The sequence below is a fragment of the Crateriforma spongiae genome (genome assembly GCF_012290005.1).
GTDB lineage: Bacteria > Planctomycetota > Planctomycetia > Pirellulales > Pirellulaceae > Crateriforma > Crateriforma spongiae.
Genome location: NZ_JAAXMS010000003.1, coordinates 88,496 through 113,528, shown reverse-complemented (window position 1 = coordinate 113,528; position 25,033 = coordinate 88,496). Strand labels below are relative to the sequence as shown.

Genomic DNA, 25,033 nt, shown 5'->3' with positions numbered 1-25,033 from the left:
ATCAAGCAACGACGGTTTGTCTTTCAAATCAATCGCCGGTTCGCCCCTGTGGCGTCTGTGGTCCGTGGTGATCGCCGGCGAAGCCATCTTTGTGCTGCCGTTCGTGCTGCCTCGTTTGTTTCGGCCGGTGATGCTGGCGCAGTGGGGCATTTCCAATACCGAATTGGGCTTGGCGTTTTCCGCTTACGGGATCGTGGCCGCGGTGGCCTATTTTGCCGGCGGTCCGCTGGCCGATCGATTTGGCCCTCGCGTCATGATGATGTTGGCACTGCTTTCAACCGCTGCTTGCGGATTGGCGTTGTGGGGACAGCCCAGCGCCACGCGTTTGCTTTGGACGTATGCCGCATTTGGCATCACCACCATTTTGCTGTTCTGGGCTCCAATGATTCGGGCCACCCATGACCTGGCACGAACACAAACCCAGGGCAGGGCGTTCGGAATCCTGGACGCCGGACGGGGCCTCTTTGCAGCACTGCTTGCCAGTCTGCTCAGTTTCGTCTTCGCTAGCCTGGTCGCCGACGGTGGCGAAGCCGACGCGTTTGAAGCAATCCTGCTGTTGGCAATCCTGTCGGTCGCCGCCTCCGGTGCATTGGTTTGGCTCGGACTGAACCAGCCGAACACTGAACGCTGCGAAACGACGAACCTTGGACAGAACGCAGCCACCCCCGGCCACAGCATCAACGTCCAGGCAATCGGTCGGGTTCTGCGTCGGCGATCCGTCTGGCTGCAAGGCTGGATCGTGCTGTGCGCCTACTGTGGCTACAAGAGCATTGATAACTATGGCATCTACGTGGTCGACGCCTACGACGCATCCTCGTCGCGCGCCGCATGGGTCACAACGCTGGCATTTTGGGCCCGACCGATCGCCGCGTTGTCGGCCGGGCTGGTGGCGGATCGCGCCGGACGCATGGGATGGCTTGCGGTGCTGTTCGCCGTTGTCGCGATGGGCAATGGTTGGCTGGCCATCGATCATCGACCGACAAACGGACCGGTCGCGGTCACCCTTTCGGCCACCCCAGTCTTGTTGACCTTGCTGGGCTGCACCGCGGCCGCGATCTATGGACTGCGCGGCGTCTACTTTGCCGTCTTTGATGATTTAAGAATTCCACCGACCTTGGTCGGCACCGCGGCGGGCCTGGTGTCGCTGGTCGGATTCCTGCCGGACATCTTTTTCGGCCCCGTGACCGGATGGGTCATCGACCAATATCCGGGGATCACAGGTCACCGAATGGTGTTTGCCGGAATTGCGGTCATGTCGGTGATGGGCGTCGCCGCATCGCTATGGCAACGCCGTGACGTGCGACAGGCCACAAATTCACTGGACCAAACATCCGCTTAGGCCGCTGAACGATGTGAGCTGCCGAAGCCCCAGAAATCAATTCGACGATTCGTCCGCGGCATCGGATTCATCGGCCGTGGACGAGTCTTCCGGGGCAGTCTCGGCGTCGGCGGAATCCGACGATTCGCCAGTTTCATCCGTTTCCTCCACCGACGATTCTGGTTCGTCCGATTCAGCTGCCTCCGACTCTGGCTCCTCAGACGCTTCGTCCTGGTTCATCTGTTCGGAACCGGGCGATTCGCTTTCTGATCCAGAATCGGACTCTTCGGATTCGGCTTCTTCCTGCTGCTTGGCCTTCTCAGCGGCTTCCAACTTGGCGGCTTCTTCAGCCAACCGCTTCTCTTCGGCTTCCTTTTCCTTCTGGCGTTCTTCCAATTTGGCCGCCTGAGTCTCACGGACCTTCTCATACAAGTCCGGATCCATGTAGCCGTCTTCGTCCATCATTTCGACGAAGGTCTTCAACGGGAAATCCTCGTCGAATTCCTGGCTGTCAATGGCGATCGCATAGCGGCGAATCGAATCACGCAAATCTTCGGCGGTATCGTCGATGATCAGAATCGGATAGTCGTCGAAGATGTCGGCCCAAATTGCGAACGATTCTTCGTACAGTTCGATCGCTTTGTCCAGTTCGGCGTCCGCGTTGGCTTTTTCCGCTTCGTAAACCAACCGCCGTGCACGCACGGTTCGTTCTTCCTGCTCGGCGATGGCCAGTGTTTTCCAGTACTGGTAATTGATCTGCTTCCGATAGCCTTCGGTCTTGTTGATCCGTGCTTCCAGGTCATCAATTTCGCCGGCCAGACGGATCGCCCGCAATCGGACATCCGGATCGGTGCGCCGCGCGACATCGGCCCGCGCCGGCTTGGTCTTGAATTCGGCCCCGCGACGAAGATTGAATTCGTCGCCGGTCATTTCGCTCAGCGGTCGATTCAACAACTCACGTTCGGTTTCCGAAAGTTTCGATATCAGTTCATCGCGAACCGTCTGTGTGGTGTCGCCGACCAATTCGATGAACTGTTCATCCTTTTCGTCGCGTTGACGCTTCAGTTCATCGATGCGATCCAGCTTGATCGTGAAAGGCGCGGTGACCGGAATGCTGCGGTTACCCAAGACACCCCAGTCCTCCGATGCAAGTTCCCATGCGTTCTGGGCTCGTTCATCCAGCACACCTTCTTTCTCGATGGCCTCAGCGTGCTTGAACCGCCACTTGGGACCGGTTTCGTAGAAGTTAATCGGCGTTTGGCGGCGGATTTTGACGCCGGAATCCACCAGGTCATAACCACGATTCAACCACAGCCGACCGACCAACCAGTTGTCTGGTTTTCCCATCGGCCCGCGGGCTTCGGGACTATCGACGGCAATGCCTTCGCCCAGCAGTTCTTCGTGCCAGACTTCGTCGTCGGCAAACAATTCGCGGAATTGCTTCCGTTCGTCGCTCATGCCCAGCTTCTGGCCATAGAACCAACCGGTGTACCAGACCAAACGCGATGCGTGACGATTCTGTTTGACGCCGCGGGTCAGGTAATCGGTGCCTTCGCCAACCATGTTGTAACGCTGGCGGTAATCATCGAATTCGCTGGAAACGTTGTAGGCCAGGTTCCATGCTTGGAATTCCCAGACACGGTCGAAGTGTGGCTGCAGAAGCGCGATGTTGTTCAACGTCGCTTTCAGGCGGTCCCATTCGTGGCGAACGCTGAAGTCATGTGCCTTGTTCCACAGCAACGTCGATGCAACGCCGCGCATCCCCAGCGAAGCCAGCTTCATCGTTTCACTGGCGGGACTGATTTCACCAAGATCGCTTTCGGCGATGTTGAACCGCTCGCGCATTTCCGCCAATTGGCCCGCTCGGTCGCCTTTGCCGGTCGCCGGCTGTCCCAACAGGAACAGCGGCACCAACATGACGACCAAGACGCCCAGATACAGAATTTTGCGTCCGAATGCCGATTTCAAATTCATGCCGCGATCTCACGCGATTTCAAAAAGAAGTAACTGACAAGAAACGCTAGCAGGCAGTAACCAAAAGTCGCCGCGGCATGCCGCGCCAGCAAAGCATTGAAGATGTCGAAGCCCGATGCCGCGTATTCCGCCGTACTGACCATCTTGGGCAGGTTGGGCAGCGCCGTTGCGATCGCGTCCAGCGAGTAAACGATTGCCGCGTCAGCCGTCTTGATCACCTTGTTGGCCAACACATCGACGTCCAATTCGGTGGTCACCGAATCCTGACGCAGCATCCGAACCATCGCTTCGATCGGACCGCCGCCACGGTTGACTCCCGAATCGATGTAATGCCGCGTGTCATAAATCTGTTCGGCCGAAAAGCCCAACAGAACACAAACCGCGGTCGCGATCATGGCGACCGGTCCGCTAAGGAACGTGCTGAACATCACACCGAATGCGATGACCATCGTCATCTGCAACCAGATGGAAATGTAAGCCTTGGCCATGTTCCATTCGAATGAACTTTCGCCAGGACGCAGATAGACACTGCTCTTGGTCACGCCCAGGTATTGGCCACGGTCGACACAGCGAATGACAACCTTGATACGGCCTTCGTCGTCGACGAGATCGTCGAAAAGGCTCAGTTCGCGAGTCTCATCGCCGTCGCTGCCTTCCATCGTCAACGGCATCAAACGCTCGTCAACTTCGTACTCGTTGACTTCGAAAACGATCGGATTGGTTTCGATCTCTTTGGTCGGATGCTTCAGCGACAATGACGCCCGCAGGGTCGATTCAATGTCCCCTTTGTGTGTCCGGAAGGCGCGGATGGTTAGATCCAACGGGATACCGTCGGGGAAACGTTCCGGCGTGACATCATCAAACGTGAAAACGGCGGCGCACAACGTTCCGCCTTCGATGTAACCGTGTTCCAGTTTCTTGGGGCCTTGGGACATCCCGATCACGCGACTGATACCGCTGCTGCCGTAGCCACCGGGCAACGATTCGTCGCCGACGTTCAGACCGATTTCCTTTTCTTCACCACGACGGTCAAAGAAGACGACTTCGCCATAGTGGGGAATGCGAGCCCGCAAATCACCGGTCGGCGGACCGATCACGAACTGGCCGTCTTCGTCCCGAGTCACCACGTGACGGTGCCCACGCACCACATCGGTCAAACCACGACCATCGGCGTCCAACGTAAAGCTGTGTTTGTGGGATCGCACAAAGTCGGTTTCACCTTCGAACTGGTCACCGATCTGACGCACATCGGCGACTTCCAGGTGAGTGTGCCGCAAACCACGCTTCACAAACACGTAACTGACCAGGCCCATTGGAACCAAAATCATCGTGCCCACGCCGATGAAACCCAGCATCCGTCCCAGCACGATCTCCGTCGCCCGAACGGGTTTGGTGACGATCGTGTAGATCCGGCGGCTTTCGATATCCGATGGCAAACTGAAGGCGCTGATGAACAACGCCAATGCCAACACCAGGTAATTCGTACCGGTCAAAACAAAGCTGATGTACAGCCGGGCGGGATCACTGCTGTTGGGGTCCAAGAACCAGCCGGCCAACAACAGACCGACGACAAACAGCCCGATCACAAACAAAACTTTGCGTCGAATGGCTTCCTTGAACGCCAAACGCGCCAACGCGATGACACGACGCGGTGACGTACCGGGCAGATCAAACCGCACCAGGTCACGCACGCCACGCGCGACGGCATAGAAACCTTCGGATGGCCCATAGCGTGCGGCGCTGATGATGTATCCGACCAACAACCCCACGACGATCGCCAAGACGATCAGAACCGCACCTTGCAACAAGGCGCTTTCCAAAAACGCGTCCGGGCGGATCAGCCATTCATAGAAGGACCAAAAATCTTCTGGCTGCAGATTCATTCTTAGCCCTCCGCCTGATCATCAGCGGACGCACCGTCATCACGACGCGAGCCGGCATCGGCTCCTTCGCCCGCCGCCTGGTTCTCACCAGTCGCCGGGGCGGACACGCGGCGTGCCCCGGGTCGAGCCTCACTTTCGCGAACGATGTTCAAGAACAGGTCTTCCATCGTCGCGGTCGGATTATCGATCGACTTCACCTCGCCGCCATGACGTTGGATGACTTCGGCGATTTCTTGTTTGGCTTGATCGGACAGACCGCTGGCGTGGACTTCGGTGACGTCCTGGACCTTCAACAGATCCGTGACACGCCCCAGTTCTTTCAGTTCGCCCTGGTGCAGGATGGCCACGCGGTCGCAAACGTCTTGGACGTCCGCCAACTGGTGGCTGCACAATAGAACTGTCTTGCCCTGGTCCCGCAGGCTAAGAATCAGATCCTTCATTTCTCGAGTCCCGATCGGGTCCAGACCCGTCGTCGGTTCGTCCAACAGGATCAGATCGGGATCATTGATCAGTGCTTGGGCCAGACCCACACGTCGGGTCATCCCTTTACTGTATTCCCGCAACTGGCGGTGCTTGGCCCCGTGCAGACCGACCATCTGGATCAACTCGGCGACGCGTCGCTTCCGGTCGGCCGCCGACATGTTGAACAGCCGCCCGTAAAAATCCAGCGTCTCTTCGGCGGTCAAGAATTTGTACAGGTACGATTCTTCGGGCAGGTACCCGATGCGTTCGTTCTTCTGGGTCTCCGACGCATCCTTGTCAAACACCAACACCCGACCGCTGCTGGGGAACAACAGGCCCAGGATCAGCTTGATCGTGGTCGACTTGCCGCTTCCGTTGGGTCCAAGCAGACCGAAGATCTCGCCAGGGCGGACCTCGATATCCAGCGATTTCAGCGCGTTGACTTTGCGACGCCCCCAGAAATCGCGGTACACCTTGCTGAGGTTTCGAGTCTCGATCACCACCCCCGAATCCGGGGCCCCTGCCGGAGCCGAAGTGGGATCGGTGTGGGAGTCCGGTTGAGATTCGGCGACTGCCGCTGCGTCATTTGCCACGGGAAACGATTCCGACAAGAAGATCACGAAGAAAAATGCAATTAATCGCGGGCCTAGAATAGACTCCGAGCCTGCGTACGCAATCGAGGCTACCGGGGTTCGCCGGCCAGAAAATTCGGATTCGCCCTGGCCGTGGTAGTGGACATGACGGTTCGGCCATGATCGGCCCGACATTGGGGCTTGCCATTGAGGCCGCTGAACCGGTCAACTTGGACATTCGGTCGTCCGTCTCTGTGTGATGAAACGCGTGTCCGCTCAGAACGGTGCGTTTACGCCACAGGCCGGTCCCGACGTCAAAAGCACTCGACCCAACCCGTCTTCTCCGTATTTCTCTCTCGTTGCCGCGACGTGGAAGAATCAGTCCCCCCCGCTCGCCCGCGTGACGCAGTCGGCCCACAAGATGCCGCTTGCTCATCTGATGTCCCGTCAGAATCGTCGCGTACAACAGCGGCGACGGGCCCCTCCGCGTCCGTTTTGGCGGCTTCCCCCGGACCGTCGTCGAAACGCCCCGCCGTCGACTTTCTGATGGGTCTGATCAATTTCGAACGTCCTTCGGCGAGGACGCAAGATTTCCAGTTTCGTCTGCAACGGATGCGTGACCTGCTGCGGCGTTTGGATTTGGGCGACTTACTGCATCAAAAATCGGCCCCCAAACCGGCTCCGATCCCGACGATTCACATCGCGGGCACCAAAGGAAAAGGATCCGTGGCAATGATGATTGCCGCCGGTCTTTCCGCCGCCGGGGTACGCACCGGGCTGTACACGTCCCCGCACTTGCACCATTTGGAAGAACGTTTCCGCATCGATGGGAAACCTTGCCGGCCGGACCAGTTGGACGATCTGATCGAACAGTCCATCCCGATTTGCCGACAAATGGCGGATCAAGAGGTCGGCCAACCGACGTTCTTCGAACTGACCACCGCATTGGCCCTGCTGCACTTTCGCCAGCGGGGCTGCCAGGCCCAAGTGATCGAAGTCGGGCTGGGCGGACGCCTGGATAGCACCAACGTGATCCAATCCAGCCTATCGGTCATCACCAGCATCGGCCTGGACCACCAGAACGTCCTGGGGCACACCAAAGCCGCCATCGCCGCGGAAAAAGCGGGCATCATCAAACCGGGTGTTCCGGTGATCAGCGGTGTCCGGTGCCGAACCGTGGATCCCTCCCGGACCGGCACCGCCTGTGGCCAAACCACACCTCCAAAGAACAACGTGGCCTGCGACATCCAGGCAGACGATGATCCCGAACCGGTCATCCGCCGGATCGCCGGTGAAGTCGGCACACGGTTGCTGACCCTGGGCGAAGACTTTGATTTCCGCTGTCGGCCCACCAGGGCATGGGGCAGCGACGTCGAATTGTTCGATCTGCCGGCCCCCACCCGAAACGACGACGCTTGTCCGCCGCCATCCCCGCACATGCCGCCGCCCGCCAAGCTGCAATTCCACTTGGGCGTCGAAGGGATGCATCAAGCCGGCAACGCCGCGTTGGCTGCGAAATCGCTGCAAATCTTGGCCGATGCTCAACTGCTCCCGGACGATGAACCAGCCGGATTTCAGCTACCCAGCCTGGACATTCAACGATGTGTCCGCGCCTGGCATTCGATCAATCTGCCTGGACGAATCGAGCGTTTTCGTTTGCCCGACGGACCGATGTTGATCATCGATACCGCGCACAACGAGGACTCGATCACCGCCTTGGCGACGACGCTTGAAAACCGCTTTGGCCCTTCGGCCCCCGATCGACGCCGCATGGTCATCGTCTTCGGAACCAGCCGGGACAAAGATGCGGGATCAATGCTTCGCGTGCTCAGCCGGCTGACCGATCGACTGGTGCTGACACGATTTCAAGACAATCCGCGGTACCTGCCGCTGGATCGATTGGCCGACGCGGTCCCCCCGCGATCGTTCCGCGACGTTCAATCCAGTGAATCGTCCCAAGACGCGGTTGCGATGGCCTGTCGCGCCACGGGCCCCGATGGCGTGGTGGTCGTCTGTGGGTCTTTCTTTCTCGCCGACGAAATCCGGCGTGGGATTCAAATCGAAACCCTGATTTGACGACAAAATAGCCCACAGCTACGGTGAAACCGCCCAAGGGCCGACTCACCAACCTTATTAGCTGGGTACTTTTGGCATGCCGCCGCTGTTTTCACTTCGGCGCAGCTCCGCTAGATGCGGGGCAATGGGCTCTGGACGACGGGCAGTCCACTTTTCCACTGATCTACTCCTTGTCTGCTTTACCGGAGAGACGCATGGCGATGCGACTCGGCGTTCGGTGTGCCATTTTGTTGGCCGCCGTCATGTCTTGCTTCCACGGCACCTCTGCCCGCGGCGGCGATTTCGAAGTCTTCAGTCGCAACGAGATGATCGATGTGATGGTCCGTGTGCGGGCGACTCAGTTTCTGCAACGTGCCACGTTCGGTCCCACCCAGGACGAGATCGACGCGATGACAATGCGGATGCGCCAGATCGGCGTCACCGCCGCCGCGGAAGAATGGATTGACCAACAGTTCGCGCTGGAACCCACGTCTCACGTCGCCACCGCCCGAGCGATGATGGCGGCCGACGGCTGGGCGGAGAACGAAGACGGGGTGAACATCACCCGCTATCGCGACCACGCATGGTGGCACATCGCGATCACCGCCCCGGATCAGTTGAAGCAGCGAATCGCCTGGGCGTTGATTCAAATCTGTGTGATCAGCAACCAGGGCGCCGGATTCAATAACCGCGGGTTGGATAACAACCAGAATGCCGACTGGTTGGGACTGTCGAATTACTACGACATGCTGTTGGAAAACAGCGACGACACGTATCGCGAAGTGCTGGGGGACGTGACCTTCAGCCCCGTCATGGGCACGTACCTGAGTCACCTGCGGAACAAGAAGGGCGACCCGTCGAAAGGGGTTTTTCCGGATGAAAACTACGCCCGCGAAATCATGCAACTGTTTTCAATCGGCCTGTACGAAATGGATTCCGACGGCCAATTGAAAGTCGACGCCGAAGGCAACGATATCCCGACCTACGACAACGAAACCATCAAAGCGTTTGCGCGTTTGTTTACGGGACTGACGTTCGCGGGCAGCAGGACCATCAACAACGGGCGGCGCGACCTGCACAACCCGATGATGATGTTCAACGATTCGCACGACCAAGACCCCAAGACGCTTCTAAACGGCGTCACATTGCCCGCCAATCCCAATGGCATCGCGGACATCAATGCGGGACTGGACAATCTGTATGCCCATCCGAATGTCGCACCTTTCATCAGCCGCTTGTTGATCCAACGATTAGTTCGTTCCAATCCCTCACGCGCCTACTTGGGTCGGGTCGCGGCGGTCTTCAATGACAACGGCCAGGGCGTCAAAGGCGACATGAAGGCGGTCATCAAAGCCATCCTGCTGGACCGCGAGTGTTGGAATTCGATTCGTGTATCGCGCAGCCGTCGTCCCGTCCGAATCATCGTTCGACCGACCGGGACCGAACGTAGTCGGTTGGCCGAACCGGTGGTGATGTACGCGGGCTTTCTGCGTCGATTCAGTTCCCCAGAACCCGACGGTTGGTATCGCTTGCCCGCGTTGAATTACAACTGGGTCCAAGCCCCTTATCGATCGCCCAGTGTGTTCAACTTTTACCTGCCCGATTTCCAACCGGCCGGCCCGATCACCGCCTACCAGGCATCATCGCGAATCCCCAACGGCAGCATCTACGCTCCGGAATTTCAACTGTTCGATGCCGTCGTCGCCAACCGAATGGCCAACCGCATTCGAGGCGACATTGCTGATGCCAATGCCGACTACACCGCCGTGAACAACCAAAAAGCGGGACGTCATGATGTCGATTTGCCGATGGATTTTTCGGTGGAAGAAACACTGGGTGAAGACCCGATGGCCTTGGCCAAACACTTGGACATGACGCTGTGCGCGGGAACGATGACCAACGAATTCCGCGAAGCCCTCGTCGACGCGTTGCAACAGGAAACCAACGTGCAACAGCGGACACGAGGTGCCATTCTGTCCGTGCTGATGTCACCCGCGGGAATGATTGTCGAATAAGTCATCCCCGTCAAACCACGCGGCTTACCGCCCTTGCCGTTCTTCTCGTCTTCTTCTTTTCAGTTTGCCCGCCATGAAACGCCAAAGCCGCGAAGCCACCTTGTCCGGTATGAATTCTCCTCAGCTGGATCCATTGTCACGCCGCAATTTTTTGAAATGGTCGGGCGGTTGTGCGTCACTCTCATCAACGGCAATCCTGTCCCAGATCCTGAATCTGCAGCTGACACAGTCGGTCGCGGCGGATACGACCGGCGGGTCCGATTACAAAGCCTTGGTGTGTGTGTTTTTGTTGGGTGGTGTCGACAGCTACAACATGATCACACCGCACGTGCAAAGCGAATACGACGCCTATGCCGGTATCCGCACCAACCTCGCATTGCCGCGGGAAGACCTGCTTTCGATCCCCATGGATTCGTCGTCACCCGGCGGACGCACACTGGGCATTCACCCCGGAATGCCGGAAATGCAGACGCTGTACAACGAGGGCAATGCGGCCGTGGTCGCCAACGTCGGCAGCTTGGTGTTCCCCACCGACAAGTCCAACTATTCGACCGTCAAATTGCCGTTGGGTTTGTTTTCTCACAGCGACCTGATCAAGCATTGGCAAACGTCCGTTCCCCAATCACGTTCACAAGTCACCGGATGGGGTGGACGCATGGCGGACATTTTGAACGCCACCACCAATGACAATCCCAACATCGCGATGAACATCGCGTTGGGTTCGCTGAACGTGTTTCAAACCGGCGGACAAATCGTTCCCTACGTGGTCAACACCAATGGTGCCACACCGTTGTACGGGTATGGGAACAACAACGCACGCGATCGCGTCTACCGGCGTGTCATCGATCACATGTATCCGTCCACGGCCGACAGCGAACTTGGGCAAATCTACAGCGATCTGCTGCAGCGAACTTTGGCAAAAACGAAGCGTGTCAGTATCGACGCCGCCGATGCATTCAATTCGGCAACCGACGTTACCTTGAACACGACCTTTCCCGCCGAAAATCGTCTTGCCGAAAACTTGGAGATGGTGGCGAAGACCATCGCCGGTCGGCAGACGCTGGGGCAAGGAAGGCAGATCTTTTTTGTGTCCGCTGGTGGCTGGGATCACCACGACGAAGTGATAGACAATCAAGCCGCCATGCTGCCGCAAGTCAGCCAAGCGTTGCATGCGTTCTATCGAGCAACCGAAGAATTGGGGGTCGCTGATTGCGTGACCACTTTCACCGCATCAGACTTTGCCCGAACGCTGTCCTCCAACGGCAACGGCAGTGATCACGCGTGGGGCGGCAACCATTTCGTGATCGGGGGTGCGGTCCGGGGCGGCAATACCTACGGTGACTATCCCGAATCGCTGGCGCTGAACAATGACTTGGATGTCGGTCGCGGGCGTTTGATTCCGACGACATCGGTGGATGAGTACAACGCGGAACTGGCAATGTGGTTCGGCATCCCTAATAACCAAACGCTTCAAGACGTCCTGCCCAACATCCGAAATTTCTACGCCAGCGGCGGATCATCGGCTCCGATCGGGTTCTTGGCCTGACGTCTGGGGCTTGTCGTGCTGGGCCTGACGAGCTGGTCTTGACGGCGGCGGAAAACCACACGTTGACGCCACCAGCCCCGACTTGGTAGTGGACATTCATACGTTGACATCCCCACCTCCGATCGCGGCGTCCGTTTGTGACCTTCCCAGCCACAACCCAACGACAAGTCGCTGACGGTTTTCACGGGGCGCACCGACGAAAGCCGGCGCTGGTTCTTGTGGCCGCAACGATCCTGCTTTGGATCGGTTTCTGTGGTTCGACATTGCTGGGCCAGGAACAGGAACTGCCGCGGCCCGTGGTCGTGGACACCCCCGGCCCCGATGTTGAATTGAACCTGGACGGTACTGTCCCGCTTGACGCGTTGATCGGTTACATCGCCGGTCGCCTGAACTTGCGTATCGAATACGACGATGCCATCGCGGCCCGAAAGGTGACGGTGCGATCCCCCGGCACTTTGCCGGTCAGTTCACTGCCGATTCTGCTGGGCAATGTATTGCGGACCGAACAATTGGTCCTGATTGAAGACCCAAGAACCGGATGGAAGCGTATCATTCCCGCCGACCAGATGACGTCGGTTTCGCAAGTTCAACCGGGGATCCGAGGTCCAGCCACTTCGATCACCGATCCCATTTCGATCAATCCCCCCATGCAGTCGGCCCCGACCGATGCATCACCACGGGTCGTGTCGCCAACCAATCCGGCCACTCCGATCACCCAAGTGTTCGTGCTTGAAAACCTGAGCGCCGAATCGGTCACTCAGGTTCTGCAACCCTTTCTCAGCGGCACGTCGGCCAACCTTTCGGCCGTTCCGGGTTCAAACACGCTGATCGTGACCGACTATGCCGCGGCCATCGAAACCTTGTCAGATCTGATCACCCTGATCGACAAGCCGGCGGGTTCGGCCGGATTCCTGTTATACGAAGCCAAACATCAATCATCGGATCGATTGAGCGAACAGGTCATCGGATTGCTGAAGACGTCGGGCGACAACGACATTGATACGCGACAGATCCAAATCATCCCACAGCCGCTGGGCAATCGCATCATCGTCGCGGGCTCCACCGCCGTGGTTCAGAAGGCCGAATCGCTGTTGAAGCGTCTGGACGTCGCCTTGGGAGTGACAACATCGGTCTATCGAATCCGCAATACTTCGGCGCAGCGAATCGACAAACTGATTGGTGGCTTCATCGAACCGCCGAACGATAGCGAATCGGCCTATCAATCAACGGTGGATGAAGAAGGCAATCTGCTGATCGTGCGAGCCAGCAGTGATGTCCATCGCCAAATTGCCGATTTGATCGAACAGTTGGACCAAGCGGTCGAAAGCGATGGCAGCCCGATTCAATTTTACAAGCTGAAGAACGCAAGCGCGATCGATGTCCTTTACTCCCTGTTGGCGTTGCAAGAGGCGGTCGGTGCGGGACCCTATGCAACCGCTTCCGGCTTTGGGCCGTTTGGCGGAATTGCACCGACCGCGTTGAACGCCCTGACGCCAATGGGATTGGCCGGACCGAATTTGGTTTCGCCCCTTGCGACTGCAACGGGACAGACCGTCCCGATGACTTCGCTGCCGCTGCCGCCGGCCAGTGGGTCTCGGTTCGACCAAGAATCCCCCACCACCAACAATCCGTTGGCACAACCGACGCTTGCCGCAGGTCCGCAGGCCAACGGTTTGGCGCGCGGATTCGCGTCGGGCGTCGAAGCCGCTGGCGGCTATTTGGCCGGCGGCGGCGTGGCCACGCTGCCGGGTGGCGCCAGAGTATCGGCCGATGTATCAACCAACAGCCTGATCGTCTTCGCGCCGGCCGGCGTCCAACCGATGTACGCCAAGCTGATCGAATCGTTGGACCAACGACGTCCCCAGGTTTTGATCGAAGCGAAAGTCATCGCTGTCAGCACGTCAGATGACTACACCTTGGGGGTGGAAGTGTCCGTCGGAGACCGCGAAGGGATCAAGCGTTTGTTCAAGTTCAGCTCTTTTGGCCTTAGCGAAGTCAATCCGGACACCGGAGCCCTGCGTATCATTCCGGGGCTGGGATTCAATGGAACGTTGATCGACCCCGAGGTCGCCGATGTCGTTGTGCGTGCACTTGCGCAGCACGAACGATCACGCGTCTTGGCGGCCCCCAAAATTCTGGTCAATGACAACAGCACCGGTACGCTGGAAAGCGTGGTCAGCGTCCCCTTTGCCAGTGTCAACGCATCGGACACGGTTGCGACGACCAGCTTGGGAGGCGACCAGACCGCCGGGACGATCATCACCGTCACACCGCACATCAACGAAGACGATCATTTGCAGCTTGAATTCGATGTCGAATTCAGCACCTTTTCCGGACAGGGGGCCGACGGGCTTCCCCCCCCACGCCAGATCGATCGCGTCGGAAGTATCGTCACCATCCCCAGCGGCAAAACCGTGGTGGTGGGGGGACTGAAACGAACCAGCGAAGACCACAACTTTGCCGGGATTCCATGGGCCGAAAAGATTCCGGTTATCCGGGAATTGACCAGTCGAACCGACGACGGATATTCGACCACGTCCTTCTTTCTATTCATTCGCCCCATCGTGTTGCGAGATTCGCGGTTTGCGGACCTGAAGTATCTGTCGCAAAATGAACTCAGCGAACAGTGTTTGCCCGGTGACTATCCATCCAGCCGGCCTGAACTGATTCCATAAACGGCGGACTTTATCCATCGCTTCCGGCCGCAATGACCCAACGATTCATGAACCGGTGTTTTTGTCGGTGTTGCCTTTCGACCAACTGAGCTTCGAAGATTCGCTCGATCGTTTCGACGGCGACCCGGTATTCTTGGATCGCATTCCGATCCAACACGCCCGACGTCACAAGATCATTGGCATTCGCCCCACCACGTCGGGTTCGGCAGAGACATCTACCGGATTGCTATTGGCGATCGGCGACCAACGATCCTTGCCGCAGTGCGACATCGTTGCTCGTCGTCTGCGAACTCCGGTGCAACCGATTCGTTGCGACGCTGGAGTTGTCACGGCCAAGATCGATCAAGTGTACGCGCAACGCGATCGCGACGCCCGGCACTTGCTGCATTCAATCGATACCCAACGCGTCGGCGAACCGACCATCGGCACCAGCATCCGCCCCGAAGACTTGTTGGACAGCGACCGTCGGCCTCCGGTTATCCAGTTGGTCAATCAATTGCTGTTCGATGCCGTCGTCGCGGGCGCGTCGGATCTGCACGTCCAGCCCCGGGACGACCGCCTACAAATTCGACAACGCATCGACGGCGTGATGTTCGATGTGGTGGAAGTGCCAAAATCAATCCAGGAAGAAGTGATCAGCCGGATCAAAGTCCTGGGTCGGATGAACATCGCAGAAAAACGACTGCCTCAAGATGGACGCGCAACGGTAACCCTTGGTGATCGCAATGTCGACTTGCGAATCGCATCACTGCCGACCAGCCACAGCGAACGCATTGTCATTCGACTGCTGGACAAAAGCGTGCGTCGTTACACGCTGGGTGAACTTGGCATGCCACCGGCTATGCTGCAGCAATGGCAACAACTTATCTCCGTGGATCATGGATTGATCCTGGTGACCGGACCAACGGGAAGCGGCAAGAGCACGACCCTGTATGGCGCGCTTCAAACGCTAAATTCATCGGAAACCAACATTCTGACACTCGAAGATCCGATCGAATATCAACTTCCCGGAATCAGCCAAACACAGATCAATGAAAAGAAGGGGATGACGTTCGCCTCGGGACTGCGAAGTCTGCTGCGTCAGGATCCCGACGTGATCATGGTAGGAGAAATTCGCGACCAGGAAACCGCGACCATGGCTATCCAGGCATCGCTGACAGGCCATTTGGTTTTCAGCACGCTGCACACCAACGATGCGGCCAGCGCGATCACCCGGATGCTGGATCTTGGCGTCCAACCTTACTTGTTGGCCAGTTCCCTTGTCGGATCACTGGCGCAACGTTTGGTTCGCACATTGTGCCCCCAATGTAAAACACCCGTGGGCACGACGATGCCGGGTGATGAACCAGAACGGGCCACGGCAGCTGGCTGTCCCCAATGTCGCCAGACTGGATACAGCGGTCGAATCGGCATTTTCGAACTGTTGGTCGTCGATGAAACCATTCGACGGCACATCCAAGAACGCAGCGGCGCCCGCACGATCCGCGATTCCGCACAGGCGGCAGGAATGCAACTGCTTAGCGATGACGGACAACACAAAATCGCTCAAGGCTTGACCACGGCCCAGGAAGTTGCCCGCGTGACGGTTGTCAATCAACCGAATGCCGATGGGAATGTGGTGACGTAATGCCCGTGTTCGGTTATCAAGGCACGGGGACCGACGGCAAACGATTGCGCGGCAGCATTCACGCGGAATCGGCGCGGGCCGGACGTGATTCGCTTCGACAACAAGGCGTTACCGTCACAGCCATCCGGCCGATTGACGAATCTGCCCAGCGGTCATGGCTGCAATACCTCCGACAACATCGTGCACGGGCCCAATGGGCGGTGGCTGCCCACGAACTGTCCATGCTGTTAAGAACCGGCATGGGCGTCGACGAAGCGGTGGACACCTTGGCCGACCAGTATCGTGGTGGCCTTCGGATCGCTCTTCGCCGGATACACGATGACGTGACGGCCGGCCGTTCGTTGGCGGAATCGATGGCCATGCAGCCCCATGTCTTTGACGCCGCATCCGTGCGTCTTGCCGAGGTGGGCGAAAACGCGGGAAACTTGGACGCCGTGCTTGACGAACTTGCGCAGCTGAAGCAACGCATGGCCGAGTTCGGTGACAAGGTTGCGACCGCTTTGATGTACCCGATGTTTTTGTTGACCTTCGGGGTCGCGGCGATGATCTTCTTGATGACTTGGGTGCTGCCACCACTTCTTGAAAACTTGCAAGAAACGCTGACGCAGATTCCTTGGCCCACTCGAATCGCTCAATCCATTAGCACGTTTCTTGTAAACAATGGCCTCATGCTGCTGGTCGTCTCAGGTGCGTTGTTGGTGATCGGCGTTTGGATGGTATCGACCGAACGGGGCAAAACCTGGATAGATCGCAAGGTCTTGAAACTGCCGGTGATCGGTCCGATTCTGATCAAACAAAACGTCGCAAGAATCGCCATGGTGTTGGGAATGCTGCTGCGCAGCGGCATCCCGCTGCGTGAAAGCATGCAACTGGCTTCACGATCCACCCGAAACACATCGCTGCGTCGAACACTGGCAAAATGCGTCGACGATCTGTCGGCCGGTGGAAACGTTGCCACCGCCCTACAGGATCAAGGCTTGTTTCCTCCCTTGGCGATCCGCGTCTTCGCGGTCGGCCAGGAAAGCGGTGAACTGGATCAGATGCTGATCCGTTTAGCGGACGACTATAATCAACAGGTGCAACGCGCCACGTCTCGCCTGACCACCATGTTGGAACCCGCGCTGATTTTGTTCATGGCTGTTCTGGTCGGGTTTCTTTTAGTCGCCACGATGCTACCCATCTTGCAGGCTGGACAGGTCACCTGAAATCCATACTTCGCCATCGGTCAAACGAGCACGCACGCCAAACCTGACCTGACTTTCCTTTTCTAAAATCTGAATCGCATCCCCCGTCATGTCGTCACTTCATCACCATCGCCTACGTACAAAGACCGGTTTTTCCTTGGTCGAATTGATCGTCGTGATGGTCATCATCGGATTGCTTAGCAGCTTGGTCGCAATCCAAACCCGCAGCTATTTGATCGCCAGCAAGCAAAACGCTGCGAAAGCCGAAATCGCCACGATCGTAAGCGCACTGGAGACGTTTTACGCCGACCAGGGACGATATCCGACAAGCGAAGAAGGAATTGAGATTCTGTCGCTGGGAACGGACAGTTTCCCAGACGGCTTCTTGAAAACGATCCCCCAGGATCCTTGGGGACGCGATTACGAATACATCAGCCCGGCCGACGAATCCCCTTTTGAAATCTTGTCATTGGGCGGTGACGGACGTGAAGGCGGCGACGGCGGCGACCAAGACATCAGCAGCGATAACCTTGATGTGTCTTGAATTGCCTCGAATGAAAATCTTGAAAGACCACCGTGGGTTCACCCTGATCGAATTGGTCGTCGTCCTGATCTTGGTAGGCCTGGTCGCGGGGATCGCCATCGGTTCAACGCGCGGGCTGATTCGCAAAGCCACTACCGAGCGATGGATTGAAAGTTTTCTGCTGACCGAACAGATCGAACGCCATGAAGCCGCGAAACAGAATCGTTCAGGCGGAATAATCGTGGGTTCTAATCGCGACCTGACGTTCATCGCAGCCGACCGACATCTTACCATTCCGCCGGGCCTGCAATTGGAGCGTTGGCAAGTATTGGAAGCAGCGGAAATGCGTCCCAGCGACAACCGCGTGCCGTACTTCGCCAACGGCCAAAGCCGCACGCATCTGATGGAACTTCGGTGCGGTGATGTAACCGAATGGGTTCTGGTCATGGGGTTAAGCGGCCAGGTTCGTCACCTGCGATCACAATCCCAATTGGAAGCCGTACTTTCGACCTTGCGATCTGGTCACACCTTGGATGCGGTGCCGACGGAGCGATTTCAACGATGACGTTTGCGACATCAAAACCTCGCCGCCTTTTGCAAGGCTTCACGCTGATCGAGGTCGTCGTCGGGATCACGTTGTTTTCCACCATCATCGTTTCCGTGCTGCTGGCCATCAGCCGATTCCGTGTTGCCGCCACCGAGGTCCGAGACCGCAAAGAAGCAATCAAGATCGCCGACCAACTCATGTCACAATGGGTCGACTTGCCGACAGGCTTACCTGGTGTGGTCGCCGGCCCGATAATGGGACACGACACAATGCGATACCAGACACGTCAATTGGATCGCCGCCCAATTTGTGGTGTCTGGTGCGACGTGATGCGTTTGGAGATTGTCCAGTTTCGCACCAATGGAACCTACAAACCGTTGACATCGATCGAATACGTTCGCCGAGACAATCGCCGCACCGCGCCGAGGACGTACCAGCCATGAATCAGTCGAACGTTCGACCGCGGCGTCCTACCTTGGCGATGGGCAAGGTCCATCCCGGATTCACCTTGATGGAACTGATCGTGGCTGTGGTGCTATCGGTGATCGCATCGGGGTGCGTTTTGGTTGCCGGCCGCCAGATCATCACCGCCTCCAATGACATCCGCGACGACCTTCGAACATCGATCAACCCACGGCTGATTGGCGATCAAATGCGGCGTGACTTTATCCACGCTGATCGTATCCAGTGGTGGAATGACGGTATCCAGCTGTCAGGACTGATCCACCGTGACACATCCATTGGAACGCCCACGGGTCGATCGGCCACGGTCCGCTATCAGGTCGTCCCCATTTCACAAGGACAAAATACACGTACCAACGATCGCTTCAATCGATGGCTGCTGAGGCATCAGTGGCAAACCGACCCGTTGACCGGTCGAATGGTGAACTATCAAGTCGAGCCGATTTCCGACGACGTCGGCCGACTGGACGTAACGCATGATCTGTGGCAAGACGACCTGCGATCTGATGTTATGCCACCGGTGATTCGAATTCGCTTGACCGATTCACGGGGAATGGAACAGATCGCATTGGTGATACGACACCATGAGGGTCTTTAGTCCAATGAAGTCACACCAAAGTCGCGATCGCCGCCCTGCCTTTGTCCTGTTGATCGTGCTGGTCGCGTTGATCACCAGCAGCGTGATACTGGTACAGACGGCCAATCAGACGGCAATGTTCCAACGCATGACCATTCGTCTGAACGAGGATGTCCAACAATCCTGGGGGCAACAAAGCTTAGAAAAGGCCATCCTACCCGCCTCCGCAGGATTGTTCGCCACGAACATCGCACGTGACGACGTCGACGCAGGCCCCATGTTTGCTGACAAATCACAACATGCCATCGTGGCCGACCGAATCGTTCTGGGCGGCCAAAGGTTTGATCTATTGCTATCCGACGAGGACGCGAAAGCCAACCTGAACGCGGTTTACGATTTTGCCGGCGAACGTGCATGCCAACGCCTGGTTCAAGACATGGTTCAGCCGATGCAATACCGATGGCTGACCTTAACCCCCGAACGTCGAAGCCTGGCCGATCGCACTGCGAAGGATTCGCAACGCGAAGAGTCACGCATCAACGGCTTTGGCGACAACAGCCCGACCGTCCCCACCGTGGACTTTGCCAACATGCCCCCGGCATTCCGATCATGGGGGCAAGTCTTTGATCAATCGCAGATCGTTCAACAGCAGGGCAGTCTACGTGTCTTGGCGGAACTGAGCCGAAACTTGACGATCTTCGGCAGCGGTCGCCTGAACGTCTGGTCGGCGAATGAAGCAGCCATCGTTGCCGTGTGCCGCGATGTGGTGCAAGATGGACTGGCAAGACGTCTGGCGGAGCGGATTTCCGACACCTCCCTTCGCCAAGTCGAACTGGTGTTGAATCAAACCATTACAAATCAGCAACATCGGCAGACGCTTCGGCAACGTCTAGCCGACGCCAGCCAAGCGACTTCACTTTGGATCGAAGCCAGCGGGCCATCACGTCGTCGCCAATCACTGGCCGTTCGCCGGATCGATGATGCGGGCATCTACCAAACGCGACGATTCGTTTATCCATAAACTCGTGATGCCGATTGGTTCTGCGAAAATGTCGACCACCGATGACCGGACGAAACGATGGCTTTGGATGGGAACCGCGTTTTGGGTTGCGATTTCGATCATCGCAGTCGCGTGGTCGCGATCGGACGTCCAAGCGATGGCCAGTGGTACCCAATCGCGACAACTGAGACAGGAAATACGAACGCAGATCCAGACGCCGCCGATCGACTTGGAACCTTTCCAGACGCTGTGGAGTCGCCGGTTTCAAGGAAAACCTTACGAAACGGTGACCGCACCGAAACCACAAGACCCGGCCCCGAAACGTCCTGCGACACCTCCCGCGGCACAAATCGTACGGCCTGCACCTCGCATCTTGGGGCTGCGTCTGTTGGGCACTGCCGTCGAAAGCGGACACGATGTTGCCATCTTCATGTCGGAAAAGGATGGGCTATTGTTCCTGCGCACCGGCGAGACGATCCCATCTGTAACCCCGGCCATGGTCGTTCGTTCCATCGATTCGCGCAGGGTTCAAATGCAATCCCAAGACCAATGGATTGAAACCCCCGTTGGTTCACCGGTTCAGATCCCACCGAAGTCATCACCACTCGCGTCCCCAACGTCGCCACCAAAGCCGCTTCGCAATTCCAACGCCACATCGGATTCGCCAAACACCGCACCTGTATCACCACCGCTCGACGATCCGATTCAACCGGGCGATTTGAACGACATGTCATTGGAAGACGAACTGGACTGGCTGAATGGTCAATAATCGTCGGATCAAAACATCTTGGATCGCAGACAGATGATGCTTGTTCGATTACTGGACCAGGCCCTTGAAGTGGTCACCCAAGAGGGTTCAACGCGTTGGTTCGCCGCGGAAGAAAACGATCTCGCGACGGCAATCACCGATGCGCCGTGGCCGGATGAACTGCGCAATCAAGATGGCCAAACGATTCGCCAATGGATTGCCCAGCGGACCGAGGGTCGATCGGAGTCTGCCGCGGTGACGATCGGATCGATGGACTGTTACATGCTGACGGCGGACATGCTAGCCACCGACGCAGGTTCATCCTATGAACAGCTGAAGTTTTCTTGTGAAGACATCTTGCCGATCGATGCCGAACAGATCGAAGTCGCGCAATACACGACGGCAACACATCGGACGCTGGTCGCGATCGATACGTCGCGGGCTGAACCGTTGGTGGATCTGCTGGAACAAAACGGAATCCGGGTCATCACCGTCACCTCCGATTCCATGCTGGTGTTGCAACAGATCATCGCGTGTTGCCCCGTTCCCAAGTCGTGTCATCTGATCATGCCGTCGCCGTCACTATCTGGCGGTCTGACGGGGGAATTGTTCACACTGAAATCGGGACGCCCGGTTCAGTGGCGTCTACTGCCGTCCGGCGACCACCCAAGGATTGAATCGCTCCCCGACACTCTAGCGGAGGATGATTCTACGTTGCCCGTGGTCCAACTTCGTGCACCGGAAGACACAGCGTCGTTGCCGGCTATTGCCGGTGCGACTCAGTTGCCATTCGATGAATCTGGAGCCTTGCGTGATGCGATGCTTCAATCGCGGTCGCATCGCCCCTGGTTTGATTTACGCAGGGGCGTCTTGGCCCGTCACGATCGGCTGCGCAATGTGCGTTTTCCTTTGCGTTGTTTTGCGTTATCGACATCCATTGCCTTGGCGTTGATCGCCGCCTCGGTTTGGTTCAAGACTTCGCAACTTCAACAGCAATCGGACGCGGCCTATCAAGCAATGCGACAGGAGTTCAAGCGGACCTTTCCCGGGCAGAAAGTTCCAGAGGCCCTTGTCAAACGGATGCGTAGCGAACAGCGTCGTGCTCTGGGCCAGCGGGCAGACGTGTCACAGGTGGAAATCCCGACCAGCGCCTTGCCAATCCTGATGCGTCTATTGGAATCGATGCCCGATGGTTTTTCCTTTGCCATCGAATCGCTCCGCATCCGTGAATCTGAATTCGTCGCCGACTTGCGATTGGACGACTATGCCGATGCCACCGTGATTGCCGACGCTTGGGCGAGCGAGGGTTTTCAGATCCAGCCACCATCAAGCGCACGGATCACGCGGCAACAAGTCCGGACTCGGTTCGAAGGCAGCTTTGCACCATGAGTCAGTCAAAGGAACCCGCGCAAAACGTCCTAACGATCGTTTGGGTCATGGTCTGTGGATTGACATTCATTGCGATCGTTTTGGGCGTTGTCCGGTATCGAAGCACCAAGGCGGAACTGACGCAGTTGCGAAGTGATGCAGCCGACGTTTCCAAGTGGGCGGGCGACATTCGAGCCGCCTCGCGGCGGCCGAAGGTTGCGGCACTGCAGGCGGAATCTCCCAGCCACCTGGCCGTTCGAATTGAAGCCGCGCTGGAACAGTCTTCCACGGCTCCGACACAACTGATGTCCGTCGAACCGCAGGCTCCCAGTCGTGTGCCGCGGTCGGACTACGCGACTCGAACCACGCTGATTGAACTGCGTGGTGTGACGTTGCGGCAGCTGGCGGTTTTCGCGCTGGCTTTGCCCGATCCGGAACAGGGAATGGCGGTACCCCAGTTAAATCTGACCCCCGCCACCGCAAACCAGAGAAACCAGGAGGTCTGGGACGCCCAGCTGACCTTGACCCAATTGATCTTTTCTCCCATAAGCGACTCGTGATGTTGTCCACCCATTCCGGGTGCTTCCGCGAGACCGATAGCCTGGACCGATTCGTCCACCGATGTGCTGGTACACCGCCACCAACGATGATCGATGGATTGGCGTGAACGACGTCGGCGGCGAGGGCGGTGACGACGTTCCGGTGGCGGAAAGTCATCGACGGCAAGTCGGCACGCTTGAGGCAGCATCCCGTTGGGTTTCCCGGTGGTTCCTGTGGGTGATCGTGACGCTGGCCTGCGGCGGATGTAGTTGGCTGCGACCGGAAAACTCTTTTGATGTCGTTTCGGCCGACGCTTCACCGGTGACCAATACCAAAGCACATGCGGCGTTCAAATCCGGTGTGAAACACTACCGCCATGGCAAATTGGATTTGGCCGAGCGGGACTTCATCCATGCGGTTGAATTGGACCCGACCCACGGCAGGGCGCACAACAATTTGGGGCTGGTCTATTTTGAACAACACCGATTGGCCAGGGCCGCATCCGCGTTTGACACGGCGGTGATGTTGCGCCCGGAAGATCCCACCCCGCTGAACAACCTGGGCATGGCGTTGGAGGCCGGCGGGCGCGCGGGGGAAGCCATCGAGTTCTACGCCGCAGCGGCACAACTGTCGCCAGACGAGCCGAAGTACCTGGGAAATCTGGTCCGCAGCAAGGTTCGAATGGGTGACCGCGGTGAACTGGTTCACGCCCAACTGCAACAACTTGCCATGATCGAATACCGCCCCGATTGGCTTCGGTGGGTCCACGATCAACTGGCCTTGGACTTCAATCCGTTGCTGGATCGCGGAAACCCGAACGATTCCGATGGCTGGAACTCGTTGTCGGCTTCAAACGAGGGCCCGCGCGATGAGGAGGACGCCGGGTCGGTCGTTTTGACACCTCAAGAGGTCGAGTGGTTGCCAGCAGGCGTTCTGTCGGAACCGGTGGTCGTCGAGTCGCCCACAGCACCGCCGTCCGCCCCCGCCGTTCCGTAACCGTGACCGGCATCAGTCACTGGCCAGGACGCTTGCCGAATTCCAACCGCCCCGGCCGAGAAGCCAAACACCACCCGGCAGAAGGGCAGACGAAAACTCATGGCAGCCCCATGGGTTTGGACTAAATTGAAGGGTCGTCTTCAGTTCACCTGTCGACGATCTCCTTTCCCCACAGCTTCTCCTCTTCTTGATTCTCATGCGAATTCAAACCTTGCTGCGCGCTGTCCTAGGCTTGCTTGTCGTTTCGCTGACGTTTTGCCAAACAGCAGACGCTGTGCCCACCCGTTTTTTGGACGAGGGTGCGTTCAATACGGAAGTGGCGGGATCCACCGTCAGTGTCGTTGATTTTGATTCTGTTTTGGCCGACGAAACGATCAGCGATGGTGAAATATTTGACGGCCTTCAGTTCACCTATCAGATGGGACTCGCAGCGGACGAGTTGCGTGTTGTCTATAGCCCCACCAGTCAGTTTGGATACGATCCGGTAACGGCACCTGGCTACCTAGGTAACGACACCGAAGAATTGATCGGCGAAGGAGTCAGCTTCGCAATATCACGACCAGGCGGTTTTTCGGCATTCAGCCTACAGTTCCTTTCACCAGAGATGCTTTTGTTCCCGGACGACGTACAAGTCCGAGTGAATGGCGAGACCTTTAACTTCACTGATGGGGCATTTTCCAACGAGCAGGTGAATCCGACAGGATCGGGAAACGGATTTAAGTATTTCTTCGGAGTGACAGACTCAGATACCGTGTTCGAGTCGATTGAAATCCTGACGCCTGTTGCGACCGGTGCTTCCGGGTACTTTGGAATTGATTCCATTCGCTACGTCTCAGCCAGTGCGGTTCCAGAACCCGGGTCGATCGCACTGTTGGGTGGATTGGCAAGTGTCAGTGCATGGCGAGCACGACGCCGTCGTCGTCGATCCTAAGACCTATCGATCGGTAGACGTGACGATGAT

At 57.6% G+C, this 25,033-nt stretch carries 20 protein-coding genes; 17 read left to right on the top strand and 3 right to left on the bottom strand.

Annotated elements, in window-relative coordinates:
• Nucleotides 1-16: 16 nt before the first annotated feature.
• Nucleotides 17-1,339: an MFS transporter gene (locus HFP54_RS08505; RefSeq protein WP_168564823.1), complete on the top strand. Its 1,323-nt coding sequence runs from the start codon at nt 17-19 to the stop codon at nt 1,337-1,339.
• A gap of 36 nt (nt 1,340-1,375) precedes the next feature.
• Here the strand turns inward: HFP54_RS08505 and HFP54_RS08500 are convergent, their stop codons facing one another.
• Genes HFP54_RS08500 through HFP54_RS08490 form a run of 3 tightly spaced genes read right to left on the bottom strand, consistent with a single transcriptional unit; the run spans nt 1,376 to nt 6,230 of the window.
• Nucleotides 1,376-3,292 carry an IRE (iron responsive element) gene (locus HFP54_RS08500; RefSeq protein ID WP_168564822.1) on the bottom strand — a complete coding sequence of 639 codons (1,917 nt, stop codon included), beginning with the start codon at nt 3,290-3,292 and terminating at the stop codon, nt 1,376-1,378.
• Nucleotides 3,289-5,175: an ABC transporter permease gene (locus tag HFP54_RS08495; RefSeq protein WP_168564821.1), complete on the bottom strand. Its 1,887-nt coding sequence runs from the start codon at nt 5,173-5,175 to the stop codon at nt 3,289-3,291. Before HFP54_RS08495 ends, HFP54_RS08500 begins: the two co-directional genes overlap by 4 nt.
• Nucleotides 5,176-5,177: 2 nt before the next feature.
• Entirely contained in the window at nt 5,178-6,230 is a 1,053-nt protein-coding gene (locus HFP54_RS08490; RefSeq protein ID WP_146415596.1) for an ABC transporter ATP-binding protein, read from the bottom strand.
• Nucleotides 6,231-6,755: 525 nt separating this feature from the next.
• On the opposite strand from HFP54_RS08490, the gene HFP54_RS08485 reads away from it, so the two are divergent.
• From HFP54_RS08485 to HFP54_RS26140, 16 genes are all read left to right on the top strand, one after another.
• Nucleotides 6,756-8,285 carry a bifunctional folylpolyglutamate synthase/dihydrofolate synthase gene (locus HFP54_RS08485; RefSeq protein ID WP_168564820.1) on the top strand — a complete coding sequence of 510 codons (1,530 nt, stop codon included), beginning with the start codon at nt 6,756-6,758 and terminating at the stop codon, nt 8,283-8,285.
• A 194-nt stretch (nt 8,286-8,479) separates the two neighbouring features.
• Nucleotides 8,480-10,279, top strand: a complete 1,800-nt coding sequence (locus HFP54_RS08480) for a DUF1800 family protein (protein ID WP_146415598.1) — start codon at nt 8,480-8,482, stop codon at nt 10,277-10,279.
• A gap of 73 nt (nt 10,280-10,352) precedes the next feature.
• Nucleotides 10,353-11,825 (top strand): DUF1501 domain-containing protein, encoded by a 1,473-nt coding sequence (locus HFP54_RS08475; protein ID WP_206036114.1) that lies wholly within the window; start codon nt 10,353-10,355, stop codon nt 11,823-11,825.
• 218 nt (nt 11,826-12,043) lie between these two features.
• Nucleotides 12,044-14,500, top strand: coding sequence for a secretin N-terminal domain-containing protein (locus tag HFP54_RS08470; RefSeq protein WP_168564819.1), 2,457 nt, complete (start codon nt 12,044-12,046; stop codon nt 14,498-14,500).
• A 55-nt stretch (nt 14,501-14,555) separates the two neighbouring features.
• Nucleotides 14,556-16,127 (top strand): GspE/PulE family protein, encoded by a 1,572-nt coding sequence (locus HFP54_RS08465; RefSeq protein ID WP_206036113.1) that lies wholly within the window; start codon nt 14,556-14,558, stop codon nt 16,125-16,127.
• Nucleotides 16,127-17,332, top strand: coding sequence for a type II secretion system F family protein (locus HFP54_RS08460; RefSeq protein WP_168564818.1), 1,206 nt, complete (start codon nt 16,127-16,129; stop codon nt 17,330-17,332). Before HFP54_RS08465 ends, HFP54_RS08460 begins: the two co-directional genes overlap by 1 nt.
• A gap of 88 nt (nt 17,333-17,420) precedes the next feature.
• On the top strand, nt 17,421-17,855 hold the full coding sequence (gspG, locus tag HFP54_RS08455) for a type II secretion system major pseudopilin GspG (protein WP_168564817.1): 435 nt from the start codon (nt 17,421-17,423) through the stop codon (nt 17,853-17,855).
• A gap of 10 nt (nt 17,856-17,865) precedes the next feature.
• Nucleotides 17,866-18,399 (top strand): prepilin-type N-terminal cleavage/methylation domain-containing protein, encoded by a 534-nt coding sequence (locus HFP54_RS08450; protein WP_168564816.1) that lies wholly within the window; start codon nt 17,866-17,868, stop codon nt 18,397-18,399.
• The gene (locus tag HFP54_RS08445) at nt 18,396-18,824 is read left to right on the top strand and encodes a type IV pilus modification PilV family protein (RefSeq protein ID WP_168564815.1); all 429 of its coding nucleotides are present in this window, start codon (nt 18,396-18,398) and stop codon (nt 18,822-18,824) included. Before HFP54_RS08450 ends, HFP54_RS08445 begins: the two co-directional genes overlap by 4 nt.
• A complete protein-coding gene (locus HFP54_RS08440) occupies nt 18,821-19,441 on the top strand; it encodes a pilus assembly FimT family protein (protein ID WP_168564814.1) in 621 nt (206 codons plus the stop codon). The genes HFP54_RS08445 and HFP54_RS08440 overlap by 4 nt, the downstream gene beginning before the upstream one ends.
• 4 nt (nt 19,442-19,445) lie before the next feature.
• Nucleotides 19,446-20,441: a hypothetical protein gene (locus HFP54_RS08435; protein WP_168564813.1), complete on the top strand. Its 996-nt coding sequence runs from the start codon at nt 19,446-19,448 to the stop codon at nt 20,439-20,441.
• Between the two features lie 28 nt (nt 20,442-20,469).
• Nucleotides 20,470-21,189, top strand: a complete 720-nt coding sequence (locus HFP54_RS08430; RefSeq protein ID WP_168564812.1) for a hypothetical protein — start codon at nt 20,470-20,472, stop codon at nt 21,187-21,189.
• Nucleotides 21,190-21,222: 33 nt separating this feature from the next.
• Nucleotides 21,223-22,557: a hypothetical protein gene (locus HFP54_RS08425; protein WP_168564811.1), complete on the top strand. Its 1,335-nt coding sequence runs from the start codon at nt 21,223-21,225 to the stop codon at nt 22,555-22,557.
• Nucleotides 22,554-23,096, top strand: coding sequence for a ubiquitin family protein (locus tag HFP54_RS08420; RefSeq protein WP_146415609.1), 543 nt, complete (start codon nt 22,554-22,556; stop codon nt 23,094-23,096). Before HFP54_RS08425 ends, HFP54_RS08420 begins: the two co-directional genes overlap by 4 nt.
• A 61-nt stretch (nt 23,097-23,157) precedes the next feature.
• Nucleotides 23,158-24,072 carry a tetratricopeptide repeat protein gene (locus HFP54_RS08415; protein WP_168564810.1) on the top strand — a complete coding sequence of 305 codons (915 nt, stop codon included), beginning with the start codon at nt 23,158-23,160 and terminating at the stop codon, nt 24,070-24,072.
• A 274-nt stretch (nt 24,073-24,346) separates the two neighbouring features.
• A complete protein-coding gene (locus HFP54_RS26140) occupies nt 24,347-25,003 on the top strand; it encodes a PEP-CTERM sorting domain-containing protein (RefSeq protein ID WP_168564809.1) in 657 nt (218 codons plus the stop codon).
• The last annotated feature ends 30 nt before the right edge of the window (nt 25,004-25,033 follow it).

Excerpts from the sequence above, each read along its gene's own strand:
- HFP54_RS08445 (WP_168564815.1), top strand. The coding sequence starts at position 18,396 with ATGACGTTTGCGACATCAAAACCTCGCCGCCTTTTGCAAGGCTTCACG.
- HFP54_RS08485 (WP_168564820.1), top strand. The coding sequence starts at position 6,756 with ATGGGTCTGATCAATTTCGAACGTCCTTCGGCGAGGACGCAAGATTTC.
- HFP54_RS08450 (WP_168564816.1), top strand. The coding sequence starts at position 17,866 with ATGAAAATCTTGAAAGACCACCGTGGGTTCACCCTGATCGAATTGGTC.
- HFP54_RS08495 (WP_168564821.1), bottom strand. The coding sequence starts at position 5,175 with ATGAATCTGCAGCCAGAAGATTTTTGGTCCTTCTATGAATGGCTGATC.
- HFP54_RS08430 (WP_168564812.1), top strand. The coding sequence starts at position 20,470 with ATGTCGACCACCGATGACCGGACGAAACGATGGCTTTGGATGGGAACC.
- HFP54_RS08480 (WP_146415598.1), top strand. The coding sequence starts at position 8,480 with ATGGCGATGCGACTCGGCGTTCGGTGTGCCATTTTGTTGGCCGCCGTC.
- HFP54_RS08420 (WP_146415609.1), top strand. The coding sequence starts at position 22,554 with ATGAGTCAGTCAAAGGAACCCGCGCAAAACGTCCTAACGATCGTTTGG.
- HFP54_RS08500 (WP_168564822.1), bottom strand. The coding sequence starts at position 3,292 with ATGAATTTGAAATCGGCATTCGGACGCAAAATTCTGTATCTGGGCGTC.
- HFP54_RS08440 (WP_168564814.1), top strand. The coding sequence starts at position 18,821 with ATGAATCAGTCGAACGTTCGACCGCGGCGTCCTACCTTGGCGATGGGC.
- HFP54_RS08475 (WP_206036114.1), top strand. The coding sequence starts at position 10,353 with ATGAAACGCCAAAGCCGCGAAGCCACCTTGTCCGGTATGAATTCTCCT.
- HFP54_RS08415 (WP_168564810.1), top strand. The coding sequence starts at position 23,158 with ATGTGCTGGTACACCGCCACCAACGATGATCGATGGATTGGCGTGAAC.
- HFP54_RS08425 (WP_168564811.1), top strand. The coding sequence starts at position 21,223 with ATGATGCTTGTTCGATTACTGGACCAGGCCCTTGAAGTGGTCACCCAA.
- gspG (WP_168564817.1), top strand. The coding sequence starts at position 17,421 with ATGTCGTCACTTCATCACCATCGCCTACGTACAAAGACCGGTTTTTCC.
- HFP54_RS08460 (WP_168564818.1), top strand. The coding sequence starts at position 16,127 with ATGCCCGTGTTCGGTTATCAAGGCACGGGGACCGACGGCAAACGATTG.
- HFP54_RS08435 (WP_168564813.1), top strand. The coding sequence starts at position 19,446 with ATGAAGTCACACCAAAGTCGCGATCGCCGCCCTGCCTTTGTCCTGTTG.